The following is a 13,265-nucleotide window of genomic DNA, read 5'->3' as shown; positions in this document are numbered from 1 at the left end:
AATAAGCGCTTTAACGATGTTAAATGTTAAAATAAATAATTTAATATTTATTTTACTACAGTATAATACATTTTCTGGGTATTGAACTTCAATTTATTCAGGTCTGTTTTTTTGTCAAACTGCTGCCATTCATTGGTGACATTCACCCTGCTTGTTTTTCCGTTGTAGGAATATTCAATAGGCATCTGAAAATCGGTTACATTGGTTTTCCAGCGGTATTCCACTTTTTGGTTCTCAGTGCGCAATTCTAAAGCCGGAATATCTTTATAGCGAAGGTACTGGTCAAAAAGCGGTGTCAGGTTCATACCGGTTTCTTTGTTGAAAAAGGCAATAACCGTTTCGGTATCGATAATTTGTTTTTTATAGGTTTCGGAATAATCCAGTAACAGCTTCCACCATTTCGCATCATTGTTGATGATGTGGCGGATGGTATTCAGCAACAGAGAACCTTTGTAATACATATCGCCGGAACCTTCTTTATTAACTCCGTAGAAACCGATAATCGGACGGTCGTTCCGAACGTTTCTTGACTGACCGTTCACGTAAGCCAGTGCTTTGTCATAGCCCAGCGTGCATTCCACAAAAACAGCTTCTGTATAGGTAGTGAAGGCTTCGTGTATCCACATGTCTGCGATGTCTTTTGAGGTGATGCTGTTCCCGAACCATTCGTGCCCGGATTCGTGTATGGTGATAAAGTCAAACGTCATCCCGATTCCGGTACCGCTGTTGTCATGCCCCAAATAGCCTTTTCGGTATTTGTTACCATAGGCAACGGCACTTTGATGCTCCATTCCCAGATAGGGTGTTTCGACTAATTTATAGCTGTCTTCCCAGAACGGGTATTTCCCGAATTTCGACTGGAAGCAGTCCATCATGGGTTTTACTTCTTCAAAGTGTTTGCGGGCTTTGCTTTCGTTTTCACGCAATACGTAGTAATCCAGGTCCAGACCTTTATAATTGTCGTGAATATGGGCATAATCGGCAATATTTACCGTGATGTCGTAGTTGTTAATCGGGTTGATCACTTCCCAGTCCCATCGGGTATAACCGTTTTTCAGGTCTTCACTTCCCAGGAACCTGCCGTTGGAAACATTCATCAAACCGTTTGGAACGGCCACTTTAATGGTAGCGCCTTTATCCGGTTCGTCTGTCTGGGAATCTTTTACCGGATACCACAAACTGGCTCCGGTTCCCTGTACCGCAACAGCGATCCAGTCTTTTCCCTGGACATCTTTGCTGAAAACAAAACCGCCATCCCACGGTGCATTTTTGGCAACCGTTGGTTTACCGGAATAATAAAAACGTATTTTATGGGTGCTGTCTCTCGTTAACCGGTTTGGAAAGGCGATAAAAACAGCGTCATTATCGCGGATATAGTCCAGTTTTTTCTTTTCGAATACGATACTGTCCACTTTCATGTTTTCAAATAGATCCACCTGGATTTTATTGGTGTTGTATATCAGTTTGAAAGTAATATCATTATAACCCGTGATGGAACGCTCTCCGGGATTGATGGTAATGTTCAGGTCGTAACGCTGCACATCATAATCGGTTCGCTCCGGACGAAGTCCGCCATGCAGCGAATCGCGTCTGGTAAAAGTTTCTTTTTCTGTGATAAGCTGTGCAGAAACCTGCTGCATTCCTAATACTACCATTGCGGAGAGAATAATGTTTTTCATAGCTTATAAATTGGGTTATAATAATAGTGCTAAATTAATAGTAAAACGGGTATCTATTGTGTTTTTAGGGCATAAAAAAAAATCTACTGCCTGGGAATAAGTAGTAGATTTTTGAATTTGTTACATTTTAACGGTTATACCTGGATCACGCCAAGGTTAAATGGTTTTTCGATAGGGGCGTGGTTGGCAGCCTCAATTCCCATGGAGATCCATTTACGGGTATCCAGCGGATCGATAATAGCATCTGTCCAAAGTCGGGAAGCGGCATAATACGGAGAAACCTGAGCGTCATAACGCGCTTTGATTTTGTCGAACATTTCGGCTTCTTTTTCCGGTGTTAATTCTTCACCTTTGGCTTTTAAGGAAGACGCTTCAATCTGCAATAATACTTTAGCAGCCTGCGCACCGCCCATTACTGCCAGTTCGGCACTTGGCCATGCGAATATTAATCTCGGGTCGTAGGCTTTACCGCACATGGCATAGTTTCCTGCTCCGTAAGAGTTTCCTACTACAACGGTAAATTTAGGTACTACAGAGTTGGAAACGGCATTAACCATTTTGGCTCCGTCTTTAATAATACCGCCGTGTTCGGATTTGGAACCTACCATAAATCCGGTAACGTCCTGTAAAAACACCAATGGAATTTTCTTCTGGTTACAATTGGCAATAAAACGGGTGGCTTTATCGGCACTGTCGGAATAAATTACCCCGCCAAACTGCATTTCTCCTTTTTTGGTTTTTACCACTTTACGCTGGTTGGCCACAATGCCCACAGCCCAGCCGTCAATACGGGCATAACCGGTAATGATCGTTTGTCCGTAACCGGCTTTGTATTCGTCAAATTCCGAATTGTCCACCATACGTTTGATGATTTCCATCATGTCATATTGTTCCGAACGTGCTTTTGGAAGTATTCCGTAGATCTCGTTTTCGTCTAAAGCCGGTTTTGCCGGTTTTTCACGATTGTATCCTGCTTTTTCAAAATCGCCTATTTTACCCACAATGTTTTTGATGGTGTCCAGAGCATCTTTATCATCTTTTGCTTTATAATCGGTAACGCCTGAGATTTCACAGTGTGTAGTTGCACCGCCCAGTGTTTCATTGTCGATTGTTTCGCCAATAGCCGCTTTTACCAGATAGCTTCCGGCCAGGAAAATACTGCCAGTTTTGTCCACAATAAGCGCTTCGTCGCTCATGATCGGTAAATAAGCTCCACCGGCAACACAGCTTCCCATTACAGCGGCAATCTGGGTAATACCCATGCTGCTCATGATGGCGTTGTTACGGAAAATACGCCCGAAGTGTTCTTTGTCCGGGAAGATTTCATCCTGCAACGGTAAATAAACCCCGGCACTATCCACAAGGTAGATAATAGGAAGTTTGTTTTCCATGGCGATTTCCTGGGCTCTCAGGTTTTTCTTTGCGGTAATCGGAAACCAGGCTCCGGCTTTTACCGTGGCATCATTGGCTACAACGATACATTGTTTGCCTTTTATATATCCTATTTTAACAACGACACCTCCCGAAGGGCATCCGCCGTGTTCTTTATACATACCATCGCCTACAAATGCGCCGATTTCCACGCTCTTTGCTTTTTCGTCCAGTAAATAATCAATACGCTCACGGGCAGTCATTTTTCCTTCCGAATGTAATTTTGCGATGCGTTTTTCTCCACCTCCAAGTTTAACTTTCGCTAAATTTTGTTTTAATTCTGAGACTAATAGTTTGTTATGATCTTCGTTTTTGTTGAAGTTTAAGTCCATTATGTGTTGTGTTTATGCTTTTTATTTCCTTTGTTGGCGCGCTAATTTACGATTTAATTGCCAATAAAAAGTAGTGTCTGTGCCGAAGTTTTTGAAAGGGATTTATTAAACATGAATTGTTGTTTAGTTAACGTTAACTTAACACTACGAGGGTAATTTCGCGTCATTAAATTAACATACGATGTCATTAAACAACATTTTCCAGTTTTTAGTACCGAAAGATAAGAAATTTTTCCCTCTTTTTGAGCAGGCTTCGTTGAACCTGATTCAATTGGCTGAAACACTTCATGAAGCAGTGAACGCTTCTAAAAATGAACGTGAGGAGTACTATAAAAAGATCGAAGAATTAGAAGCAAATATTGAAGAAATTACGCATAAAACGAACTTAGAGTTAAGCCGAAACTTCATTACTCCTTTTGACAGAGAGGATATTCACGCTTTGATCACGGCAATTGATGATGTGGCAGATTATATGCACGGTGCAGCAAGCAGAATGCGTTTGTACCAGGTTGAAAAAATTACAAAATCGATCCGTAAATTAACAGAGATCAATCTGGAAGCATGTCAGCATATTGGTGTTGCCATTAAAGAGCTTAAAGATTTGAAAAACCTGAAAGCGATTGCTGATGCGTGTAAAAAAATCAACAAATTAGAAAGTAAAGCAGATAATGTATTTGATAAAGCGGTAGCCGATATTTTCGAAAACGAAACGGATGCTAAAAACATCATTAAATATAAAGAGGTTTTATCGGCATTAGAAACTGCATCAGACAAATGTAAGAGTGTTGCCAATGTATTGGAATCGGTAACGGTTAAATATTCTTAACAGCATTCATTACTTTAGAAACGAAATTCTATGGATTTTACATTACTTATCATAATCATTGTACTGGCACTGATTTTTGATTATATCAACGGTTTTCACGATGCGGCAAATTCCATTGCAACTATCGTGGCAACAAAAGTTCTGACACCTTTCCAGGCAGTATTATGGGCCGCAGCATTTAACTTTGCAGCCTATTTTATTTCCCGTTACTGGATAGGGGAGTTTAAGATCGGTAATACGATTGCAAAATCGGTTAACGAAAACTTTATTACACTTGAAGTTATTCTTGCCGGGCTTATTGCAGCGATTATCTGGAATTTACTAACCTGGAAGCTGGGTATTCCCTCTTCTTCATCCCACACGTTATTAGGTGGTTTTATGGGAGCAGCTTTGGCACATGCCGGAGCCTTATCAGAAAACGGAGTAGACGTTATTAACTATGTGAAAGTTATCCCGACGTTCCTTTTTATCTTCTGTGCCCCTTTGATCGGTATGTTAATTGCCTATCTCATCACCATACTCATTATGAATATCTGCCGGAAGGCAAACCCGCATAAGGCTGATAAATGGTTTAAGAAATTACAGTTGGTTTCTTCGGCATTATTCAGTTTAGGACATGGTGGTAATGATGCTCAGAAAGTTATGGGTATTATCGGAGCAGCGGTAATCTGCTACCACATGAATATGGGCGATGTAGCCTATACTTCTTTAGAGTCTGCCGATCGTTTTGCGCATTTCGTAGACGACTGGGCCTGGGTTCCTTTTGTCAGCTTCCTGGCTATCGGTTTAGGAACATTGAGCGGCGGTTGGAAAATTGTGAAAACAATGGGTTCTAAAATTACCAAAGTAACGCCGTTAGAAGGTGTTGCCGCAGAAACTGCCGGAGCGGTTACGTTATATTTAACGGAGCACATGGGCGTTCCTGTATCGACAACACATACCATTACCGGTTCGATTATCGGGGTTGGGATTACCAAACGTATCTCGGCGGTAAGATGGGGTGTAACGATTAACCTTTTATGGGCATGGATCTTAACCATTCCGGTATCGGCTTTAATCGCAGCTATCATTTATTATATCCTGAAAATGATCTTTTAAGCTCTGCTTAAAGTAATTATATAAAAAAGCGCTATTCCCGGAATAGCGCTTTTTTTATGCTGGTTATTTTTTTAGTTCTTAAGATATTTCATGTTGTACACGATAATTCTGTCCTTATAATAGATGTACAGTTGTTTCCGGTTACCCTGGTTTTTCCGGGTATAGATGCTGACAACACAGTTTTCACCGTCATTTGTGACACACTGAAACGAAGCGATATCATCTGTAGGAGTTGATTTTTTGTCATAATACTCAACGATCCTGAATAACTGCTCCACATTGGAATAAATCATGATCCTGTTTTTGTCGGTGTTCAGGTTGACAATAATTTCCGCCTTTTTAAAATCGGTATAATCGCTCCATTTTCCTTTTTTATCTTTTTCAGATACGCTCACGCCGGTTGTTATAAAGCGGTAATCCTGACTGTATAGCTCGTTTCCGCCGGCAATCAGCAATAAAAGAATAAAAGCTTTTTTAATAGTTTTCATTGGGTTGAATTCATTTAGCAGTGACAATAATACAAAAAAACGTATCGAAGCACATTATATTTTAAGAGTTTTTTTAAAACCGTATTTTTTAAGAAGTAGGAATTATTTTTGTGAACCAAAAAACTGTAAATTCGCAGCATGATGAATAAAAATGAAATTGAAGCTGTAAAAACGCTGCTTGCTTCACCTAAAAAGATTGTGATTATTCCGCATAGAAATCCTGATGGTGATGCAATGGGGTCTACTTTAGCCCTGTATCACACGTTTCAGAAGTTAAACCATGAGGCGGTTGTGATTTCTCCGAATGATTTTCCCGATTTTTTAAACTGGCTTCCGGCTTCGGAAACCGTAATGATTTATGAAACGGATAAAAAAGCAGCCGAAGAACGGCTAAAACAGGCAGATATCGTCTTTACACTGGATTTTAATGCGCTGCACCGCGTTGGGGAGCAAATGGAAGTTTTCTTAAAAACGCTGGAAGACAAAACCTTTGTAATGATCGACCACCACCAGCTGCCGGATACTTATGCACAATATACTTTTTCCGATACCGGTTACGGTTCTACCTGCGAAATGGTGTTTACCTTTTTACAGGAACTGGGGTATGGGGATTTAATAGACAAAACCATTGCGACCTGTATTTATACCGGTATTGTAACCGATTCGGGTTCTTTCCGCTTTCCTTTAACAACCAGTACCACCCATCGTGTAGTGGCCGATTTGATTGATAAAGGTGTGGAAAACAGTAAAATTCACAATTTATTGTTCGATACCAGCTCTTATAACCGTTTGCAGCTGCTGGGAAGAGGACTTCAAAACCTGAAACTGCTGCCGGAATATAAAACGTCCTATATTACCTTAACGCAGGAAGAACTGGATATGTTTGATTATGCCAAAGGCGATACGGAAGGCATTGTAAATTATGGGCTTTCGATTAAAGGGATTGATTTTACCGCTATATTTATTGAAAATAAAGAAGAAGGAATCGTTAAGATCTCCTTTCGATCGCAGGGCGGTTTTGATGTGAATCAATTTGCAAGAAAGCATTTTAACGGCGGCGGACACATAAATGCAGCCGGCGGAAAATCCTTTTTGCCATTAGAAGAAACGATACAACAATTTATTGCTATTTTAGCAACTGAAAAGACATCATAAGTTTATGAAAAAAGTATATTTTTTAAGTCTTGCCGTTTTCGGTTTCGTATTTGCCGGTTGTTCCCAGCAACAGGCAAGACAGCCCATTTCGCACAGTTCGGGGACTTTTATTAAAGAATCGATCAAGCGGAACAAAAAGCTGATTGCCAATGAGGAATCGCTTATAGATGCCATTATCGATAAGGATACGGCCAAAACCTATATTGCTTCGGCTAAGGGGTACTGGTACCGTTATGACATTAAAAATGAGACGGAAACAGTAACACCTAAAAAAGGTGATATCGCTTATTTTGATTACCATATCAGTGATTTGCAGGGCAAAATCATTTATACGGAAGCCGATCTGAAAGCTCAGGTGTATCTTGTTGACAAACAAAACATCATGATGGGACTTCGCGACGGTATTAAGTTAATGAAAAAAGGAGAGAAGGTAACGTTCTTATTTCCTTCCCACATGGCTTACGGTTATCACGGTGATAATGATAAAATTGGTACTAACGAACCGTTAATGTGTACGGTAACGTTAACCGATATTAAAGCAGATCCGAAAAGCGCTGTAAAAACAGAACCAAAAACCAATTAAGAAACCAGTAAATAATTATCAATTTAAAAAATGAAATCAATGACAAGTTTATTTTTAGGCCTTATTGCTTTATTTTCATCTTGTACTTCGTCTTACGATAAATTAGGCGACGGACTATATGCAGATATCGAGACGAATAAAGGTAACATAATCGTTAAATTAGAATACCAGAAAACGCCGATTACGGTAGCCAATTTTGTTTCTTTGGCAGAAGGAAAAAATCCTTTTGTAACGGCACAATATAAAGGAAAACCTTTTTATAATGAAGTGAAATTCCACAGAGTAATCAAAGATTTTATGATTCAGGGTGGTGATCCGGAAGGAAGCGGAAACGGCGGACCGGGTTATAAATTTAAAGACGAGATCGTTCCGGAATTAAAACATGCGAAAGCCGGTATTTTGTCTATGGCAAATGCTGGAGCCGGAACTAACGGAAGCCAGTTTTTTATTACACACAAAGCAACACCTTGGTTAGACGGGAAACACACTGTTTTCGGAGAAGTTGTGGAAGGAATGGATGTTGTGAACAAAATCGAACAAAACGATGTGATTAAAAAAGTTACGATTGTTCGTGTTGGTAAAGATGCCAAAAAATTTGACGCGCCTAAAGTATTTAAAAGTTACTACGATACAGAATCGGTAACCCAAAAGAAATTAGCAGAGAGCATGTCGAAAGTAAAAACGGATAAAGTAGCTGAATTTGCAGCAGCAAAAACAGGAGCTACAAAAACACAATCCGGATTGGAATATAAAATTGTTACTAAAGGAAACGGTAAAAAACCGGCTGCAGGAACTCAGGTATATGTAAACTATGCGGGATATTTCGAAAGCGGAGAATTATTCGATACCAGCTATGAAGAAATTGCAAAACAATTCGGAAAGCACGATGCTAACAGAGCTGCAGCGAACCAGTATATCCCGTTCCCATTCCCTTATGGTCAGAAAGAAGGTTTGATCCCTGGATTTATTGAAGGATTGGAAAATATGTCTTTTGGAGATAAAGCGATCCTTTTTATCCCATCGCATCTGGCTTACGGAGAACGTGGTTATGCAATCATCCCGCCAAATACTAATTTGATTTTCGAGATCGAAATGTTGGAAACACAACCGGCTCCGAAAGCGAAAAAATGATACTAAAGTCTGTCATAAACAGAACTTTTAAAAATACAAAACCAGGACACAAGTCCTGGTTTTTTTATGGATACGGATGCCGTATAGGGCATATTGTTTAATACCGTTAATTGTTGTTCCAGTCGATTCTTCGGGAGAAATACATCACTAATCCCAGGATGATGAACAAACCGATACTGCCTACTAACAGGGCATAATTTTCCAGTTGTATGATCACAAAGATAAAAGCATACAGGGCAGTGAGGGATAACCCGATAAACGCCGGAAACTTATAGTTTTTCAGTATGGAAACGGAATAGATGGTTATCATCGCGACTACGGCAGCTCCGGAAATAATATAGGCTTTCAGGAAACTGCTGTGTTCGGTAATGGCTATTAGCAGGGTATAGAACATAATAAGAGCAATACCGATCATGCTGTATTGGAAAATATGGATTCTGATTTTACTGATGGACTGGATTAAAAAGAAGATCAGAAAGGTCAGCCCGATTACAAGGAAGCCGTATTTGGACACTCTTTCATTTTTTTGATACTCGTCTACTGGGATGACAAAATTAACGCCGAAAGCGTAGGCTTTTAAATCGGGTAACAGGTCAAAGTACTGTTGTGAAAAAGCCCTGTTGATGTGCAGGATTTTCCATTTTGCCTGAAAACCGTTTTGGGTAACCGTTTTGGTCTTGTCATTTGGCAGGAAATTCCCGGTAAATCCCGGACTGTGCCAGTTTGATTTCATGCTCACGTCTGTTGTTTTTCCGATAGGTACGAATTTAATCTGTTGGCTGCCGTCGTATTTTACCTTAAAGTCAAAATTAAGCGGGTAGGCCCCGTCCGGAGAAAGATGGATAAAAGCAGTTTCCAATGCCTGTATTCCGGTATTGGAATTGGTGTAAATCGGTTCAAAAATAAAATGCTGATTTCCGATCGCAATTTTCACTTCGTCCTTAATGCTTTTTAAATTACTGGTCTGTATCAGTATCGTGGCTTTGTCCCAGAGAATATCGCTTTGCGGAATGCCCTTTAGACTAAAATCCGGTTTTGAATAAGTTCCTTTAAAATACATATCGGCCGTAAAAACGGAAGCATTGTAGTTGCTCCTGTTTAGCGGTTTGGTTTCCACATCGGTGGTGTTTTCCAGTTTTTCCGGAAAGATATAAGCATATTTATAACTGTTCGTAGCCGGAACTTTATAGGGAACTTTTAGCACCGGACCGTAGAAATAAACATCGGTACCCCATTTGTCGTTAATTTCCGTGATGACTTCCTTTTCTCTTTGAGAGCGCTCCGCAATCAGGTCTTTTACAAATTGCAGCGGAATTAAAAGCACTAATGTGAGGAAGCCCACAACCAGCATTTTGACTGTTGTAGTCTGAAAAAAAGGAGTTACGTCCGGAATGCCGGGAGTCTTCGGTTGGGAAGGCTGCTGTTCGAATTGATTTTCCATAAAATAGAGGTTTGATTAATGAATTTTAAAAATGTTGCGTATGGTGCTCACGGGGAATAAGAGCAATCTGGAATAGTCCAGGTAATGGAAGGACAAGGCTTCTTTCCCGCGTTTGTAATAGTGTCTGTATGTTTTTAACCGGTGCGGATAACACAGTACTCCGGATAATATGACCATCAGTAAATAAGCACTTCTTTTACCGTTACCCAGCAGGTAAAACTGCATGGCAATTTCGTCGCTAACCGTAGTGCCGGTGCCGGTTAGTACATGAATGACGTCGTGATCTTCAAATTTCGGTTCCATTTCAAACTGATTTTCCTGTAAAAATGTTCCCAGATGAAACCCTAAGGAGTCTTCCGGATAGGTTAGTAATTCCTCTTTTGTAATATCCCATGGTTTATTCTTTTTAAAATAGCGCTGATAGGGGATCTTTGTGATTTTGTAGAACCGCTCGAATAGAAAATCTCTCATTTTTAGTTTTTAAAAGTACTTTGAATTTCAAAGTAAATGGATAAAAAAATAGCTTAGTTTTTTTGAATCAATTTTTCAAGTGCGTCAATATGGTCCTGAAAAGCTTTTCGGCCTTCTTTGGTAGCGATGTACCGGGTGTTGGGTTTCTTTCCGATAAACTGTTTTTCAATCGTAATATACTGTTCTGCTTCGAGCGCTTTAGCATGGCTCGCCAGGTTACCGTCGGTTACCCCTAAAAGTTCTTTCAGAGTCGTAAAATCAGCATTTTCATTGACCATCAGTATCGACATGATGCCCAGCCGGATGCGATGGTCAAAAGCTTTATTTATATTTTCGAGTATACTTTTCAAAACAATTATTTTCTATCGTATTTATAATACATTACGGTACCATACAGGATATGGCACACGCCAAATCCGAGCACCCAAAAATACAAACCATATCCGGAAAATTCAACGGCAAACAGTCCTAAAATAATTTCCGTTAAACCCAGGTAACGAACATCTCTCAAAGTGTATTTACTGGCGTTAAGACAGGCCATGCCGTAAAAAAGCAGCATGATGGGCGCTACCAGACCGTAATAGCCGTTTTTTAATAATAATAAGGCAAAGATTCCTCCGGTAACTAACGGAATGGCAAAGTTGATCAACAGTCTTTTGGAAGAAGCATTCCATACTTTTTCGCCCATTTTTTTTGCTTTATTCACCGTCAGTAGATAGGCGGTTATTAGAGATGCCGCTAAAACGCAGCCGGCTATCAGTAATATCTGTTTAAAAAGTACGCTTTCCAGCGTGATATAAAGCCGGGTATTGTTTTCAATCAGCGCATTAGCAATCCAGGCTCCGATTAATGCGTAAACTCCCGCCAATATCCCGGAAAGACCACTTAATGAAATAAACTGTGACGATTTATTCATTAAATCTTTAATGTCTTTCAAATCCTGTAAATAATTATTTGCCTCCATTTTTAAAGTACTTTGAAATACAAAGTAAAATATAAATTTTGTATTGTACAATACTTTTTTAAAATTATTTTGAGATTAAAAAGATTGGGAATGGGAAATCCGGGAAACAAATAATAAGTTTGTAGTTAAATACAGGAGCTATGAAAACAGGAGGTAGGTTGTTACTGCTAACGGGAATACTATTTGGGATCTTAATTTTATTAGCCATTGCAGGCGTTTTACTGGATACCAAAACCATCGGGAAGCAGGGGTCGGAGTATGCTTTAGGGTATTATTCCGGTATACTGGTAGGGATGATTTTGTTAATCGGGCTGGATTATGTCTTGATCCGCTACGGACTTCATTATATCCGGAAAGCAAAGCGTAAAAAGCTGGAAGAGCAACCGCTGACGAAAACAGGAAAGCAGTGAAACCGGCCGATAATTATATTCTGAACCAGCCGGAACCGTACCGGTCAATGTTGCTGCACATCGTTGCGGTTCTGGAAAGCAGTGTAACGGAATTTGAAATGCAGTACCGGTGGAAAATACCGTATGTATATCATAAAGGAAAACCGTTCTGTTATTTGAATGCCAGCCACAAAAAACAATTTGTAGATGTTGGTTTTTCCAAAGGTTTTAAACTGGAAAAGAACCAGGATGTTTTGGTGGCAGACGGCGGCAGGAATACCATAAAATCATTGCGGTACACCACGCTGGAAGCAATTGATAACGCTGTATTGCTCGATGTTGTAAAAGAAGCCATGACGTTATATCCATAAAAAAAACCGCACTTAAACAAGTGCGGTTTTTTATGTAAAAGTAATTTTTTTAGATTCTGAAAATACCTCCAAAAGCGATAACTCGCTGTAAAAAGAAGAAATCCTGCGACGCTTTATCATCAGCACTGTAGGTTGTCCGGATATCGTTCATGTTGATATAACCGCCTTTCAATTCTGCCTGTACAAAGAAATATTTAAAGAACGTTAAGTTGATACCTGCTTTGGCAGAAACCCCGAATCCGGAAATGTGGAAATCGTCATGACGCTCTTTGTTGAACAGTTTTGCATTGGTTTTTGGGAATAAAACACCGCCACCAACACCTTCTGTGATGTTGATCTGGAATTTATCGGTATCGTTAATCCCAAACCATTTTGAAATATCATCAACTCTTGAAAATTCCGTGTTGATGTAGTTCAGTCCGTCTGTGTGCTCAAAAGTAAGGAAGCTCTCATCAGATAGATCCACCATACCGTTGTTCACTACTGTCTGGTCGTAATTGGAAGGATACGTTCCGGAAATTCTCGCCAGCTGATCCTGCTGCATTACATATTTCATGTGGTCAACCCCAATGGAAATATTGTATTTGTCGGTAATAAAATACCCGATACGGAAGTTGGTTTGTGGTATCGTCATCCTTCCCGGATTAATATAGTCCACATGCCATCCTTTCGGTTTGTCCTGAGCGGCAACATCATAAAGGGTGAAGTCATAATCTGCTCCTTTAAAATGAATGTCGGAGTCAGTGAAATTAGCCCGGTTACCTCCCCAATAGAAATAAAATTTTCCTTTATTGTGAGCCGTGTATTTTTCAGGTGTAATTGCTTCTTCCTGAGCAAAGGCGTACTGTGAAAAAACACAAAAAGTTAGCACAGCCATTAAAAATGGATGTTTCATTATTGTAGTAA

General features: G+C 39.9%; 15 protein-coding genes. 7 read left to right on the top strand and 8 right to left on the bottom strand.

Going from position 1 to position 13,265, the window contains the following annotated elements; genetic code table 11:
- Nucleotides 1-47 precede the first annotated feature (47 nt).
- Together BGO42_RS08525 and BGO42_RS08520 are read right to left on the bottom strand one after the other, a co-directional pair.
- Nucleotides 48-1,679 (bottom strand): M1 family metallopeptidase, encoded by a 1,632-nt coding sequence (locus BGO42_RS08525; protein WP_273245353.1) that lies wholly within the window; start codon nucleotides 1,677-1,679, stop codon nucleotides 48-50.
- 134 nt (nucleotides 1,680-1,813) lie between these two features.
- Nucleotides 1,814-3,442 (bottom strand): acyl-CoA carboxylase subunit beta, encoded by a 1,629-nt coding sequence (locus BGO42_RS08520; RefSeq protein ID WP_177735012.1) that lies wholly within the window; start codon nucleotides 3,440-3,442, stop codon nucleotides 1,814-1,816.
- 181 nt (nucleotides 3,443-3,623) lie between these two features.
- Between BGO42_RS08520 and BGO42_RS08515 the strand changes: the two genes are divergently transcribed.
- Entirely contained in the window at nucleotides 3,624-4,268 is a 645-nt protein-coding gene (locus BGO42_RS08515; RefSeq protein ID WP_177735010.1) for a DUF47 domain-containing protein, read from the top strand.
- Nucleotides 4,269-4,298: 30 nt separating this feature from the next.
- Nucleotides 4,299-5,366: an inorganic phosphate transporter gene (locus BGO42_RS08510; RefSeq protein ID WP_177735008.1), complete on the top strand. Its 1,068-nt coding sequence runs from the start codon at nucleotides 4,299-4,301 to the stop codon at nucleotides 5,364-5,366.
- A 71-nt stretch (nucleotides 5,367-5,437) separates the two neighbouring features.
- Here the strand turns inward: BGO42_RS08510 and BGO42_RS08505 are convergent, their stop codons facing one another.
- Nucleotides 5,438-5,854, bottom strand: coding sequence for a hypothetical protein (locus BGO42_RS08505; RefSeq protein WP_273245357.1), 417 nt, complete (start codon nucleotides 5,852-5,854; stop codon nucleotides 5,438-5,440).
- Between the two features lie 138 nt (nucleotides 5,855-5,992).
- Here BGO42_RS08505 and BGO42_RS08500 point away from each other — a divergent pair, with 138 nt between their 5' ends.
- From BGO42_RS08500 to BGO42_RS08490, 3 genes are read left to right on the top strand one after another with little or no spacing between them, the layout of a single operon-like run.
- Nucleotides 5,993-7,009, top strand: a complete 1,017-nt coding sequence (locus BGO42_RS08500; RefSeq protein WP_177735004.1) for a DHH family phosphoesterase — start codon at nucleotides 5,993-5,995, stop codon at nucleotides 7,007-7,009.
- Between the two features lie 4 nt (nucleotides 7,010-7,013).
- On the top strand, nucleotides 7,014-7,592 hold the full coding sequence (gldI, locus tag BGO42_RS08495) for a gliding motility-associated peptidyl-prolyl isomerase GldI (RefSeq protein ID WP_273245360.1): 579 nt from the start codon (nucleotides 7,014-7,016) through the stop codon (nucleotides 7,590-7,592).
- Between the two features lie 30 nt (nucleotides 7,593-7,622).
- Complete coding sequence (locus BGO42_RS08490; RefSeq protein WP_394353031.1) at nucleotides 7,623-8,723, top strand: peptidylprolyl isomerase; 1,101 nt, start codon at nucleotides 7,623-7,625, stop codon at nucleotides 8,721-8,723.
- Between the two features lie 106 nt (nucleotides 8,724-8,829).
- Here the strand turns inward: BGO42_RS08490 and creD are convergent, their stop codons facing one another.
- The 4 genes from creD to BGO42_RS08470 are packed head-to-tail and all read right to left on the bottom strand — an operon-like array spanning nucleotide 8,830 to nucleotide 11,599.
- Nucleotides 8,830-10,164 carry a cell envelope integrity protein CreD gene (gene creD, locus BGO42_RS08485; protein WP_273245363.1) on the bottom strand — a complete coding sequence of 445 codons (1,335 nt, stop codon included), beginning with the start codon at nucleotides 10,162-10,164 and terminating at the stop codon, nucleotides 8,830-8,832.
- A 15-nt stretch (nucleotides 10,165-10,179) separates the two neighbouring features.
- A complete protein-coding gene (locus tag BGO42_RS08480; RefSeq protein ID WP_273245365.1) occupies nucleotides 10,180-10,635 on the bottom strand; it encodes a hypothetical protein in 456 nt (151 codons plus the stop codon).
- Between the two features lie 53 nt (nucleotides 10,636-10,688).
- A complete protein-coding gene (locus BGO42_RS08475) occupies nucleotides 10,689-10,985 on the bottom strand; it encodes a winged helix-turn-helix domain-containing protein (protein WP_177734996.1) in 297 nt (98 codons plus the stop codon).
- Between the two features lie 5 nt (nucleotides 10,986-10,990).
- On the bottom strand, nucleotides 10,991-11,599 hold the full coding sequence (locus BGO42_RS08470; RefSeq protein WP_273245367.1) for a hypothetical protein: 609 nt from the start codon (nucleotides 11,597-11,599) through the stop codon (nucleotides 10,991-10,993).
- A gap of 140 nt (nucleotides 11,600-11,739) precedes the next feature.
- On the opposite strand from BGO42_RS08470, the gene BGO42_RS08465 reads away from it, so the two are divergent.
- Both BGO42_RS08465 and BGO42_RS08460 read left to right on the top strand, forming a co-directional pair.
- The gene (locus tag BGO42_RS08465; protein WP_273245369.1) at nucleotides 11,740-12,009 is read left to right on the top strand and encodes a hypothetical protein; all 270 of its coding nucleotides are present in this window, start codon (nucleotides 11,740-11,742) and stop codon (nucleotides 12,007-12,009) included.
- The gene (locus BGO42_RS08460) at nucleotides 12,006-12,359 is read left to right on the top strand and encodes a DUF1801 domain-containing protein (protein WP_177734990.1); all 354 of its coding nucleotides are present in this window, start codon (nucleotides 12,006-12,008) and stop codon (nucleotides 12,357-12,359) included. Before BGO42_RS08465 ends, BGO42_RS08460 begins: the two co-directional genes overlap by 4 nt.
- A 49-nt stretch (nucleotides 12,360-12,408) precedes the next feature.
- Here BGO42_RS08460 and BGO42_RS08455 read toward each other — a convergent pair whose 3' ends face one another.
- Nucleotides 12,409-13,254, bottom strand: coding sequence for a hypothetical protein (locus BGO42_RS08455; RefSeq protein WP_177734988.1), 846 nt, complete (start codon nucleotides 13,252-13,254; stop codon nucleotides 12,409-12,411).
- Nucleotides 13,255-13,265 lie beyond the last annotated feature (11 nt).

This window comes from Flavobacterium sp. 40-81 (assembly GCF_001898245.1).
GTDB classification, from domain to species: domain Bacteria; phylum Bacteroidota; class Bacteroidia; order Flavobacteriales; family Flavobacteriaceae; genus Flavobacterium; species Flavobacterium inviolabile.
This window is presented reverse-complemented; position numbering and strand designations above follow the sequence as displayed.

What these genes read in the sequence shown, in the direction of transcription:
- BGO42_RS08525 (WP_273245353.1), bottom strand. Translation starts at nt 1,679, where the DNA reads ATGAAAAACATTATTCTCTCCGCAATGGTAGTATTAGGAATGCAGCAG.
- BGO42_RS08520 (WP_177735012.1), bottom strand. Translation starts at nt 3,442, where the DNA reads ATGGACTTAAACTTCAACAAAAACGAAGATCATAACAAACTATTAGTC.
- BGO42_RS08515 (WP_177735010.1), top strand. Translation starts at nt 3,624, where the DNA reads ATGTCATTAAACAACATTTTCCAGTTTTTAGTACCGAAAGATAAGAAA.
- BGO42_RS08510 (WP_177735008.1), top strand. Translation starts at nt 4,299, where the DNA reads ATGGATTTTACATTACTTATCATAATCATTGTACTGGCACTGATTTTT.
- BGO42_RS08505 (WP_273245357.1), bottom strand. Translation starts at nt 5,854, where the DNA reads ATGAAAACTATTAAAAAAGCTTTTATTCTTTTATTGCTGATTGCCGGC.
- BGO42_RS08500 (WP_177735004.1), top strand. Translation starts at nt 5,993, where the DNA reads ATGATGAATAAAAATGAAATTGAAGCTGTAAAAACGCTGCTTGCTTCA.
- gldI (WP_273245360.1), top strand. Translation starts at nt 7,014, where the DNA reads ATGAAAAAAGTATATTTTTTAAGTCTTGCCGTTTTCGGTTTCGTATTT.
- BGO42_RS08490 (WP_394353031.1), top strand. Translation starts at nt 7,623, where the DNA reads ATGAAATCAATGACAAGTTTATTTTTAGGCCTTATTGCTTTATTTTCA.
- creD (WP_273245363.1), bottom strand. Translation starts at nt 10,164, where the DNA reads ATGGAAAATCAATTCGAACAGCAGCCTTCCCAACCGAAGACTCCCGGC.
- BGO42_RS08480 (WP_273245365.1), bottom strand. Translation starts at nt 10,635, where the DNA reads ATGAGAGATTTTCTATTCGAGCGGTTCTACAAAATCACAAAGATCCCC.
- BGO42_RS08470 (WP_273245367.1), bottom strand. Translation starts at nt 11,599, where the DNA reads ATGGAGGCAAATAATTATTTACAGGATTTGAAAGACATTAAAGATTTA.
- BGO42_RS08465 (WP_273245369.1), top strand. Translation starts at nt 11,740, where the DNA reads ATGAAAACAGGAGGTAGGTTGTTACTGCTAACGGGAATACTATTTGGG.
- BGO42_RS08455 (WP_177734988.1), bottom strand. Translation starts at nt 13,254, where the DNA reads ATGAAACATCCATTTTTAATGGCTGTGCTAACTTTTTGTGTTTTTTCA.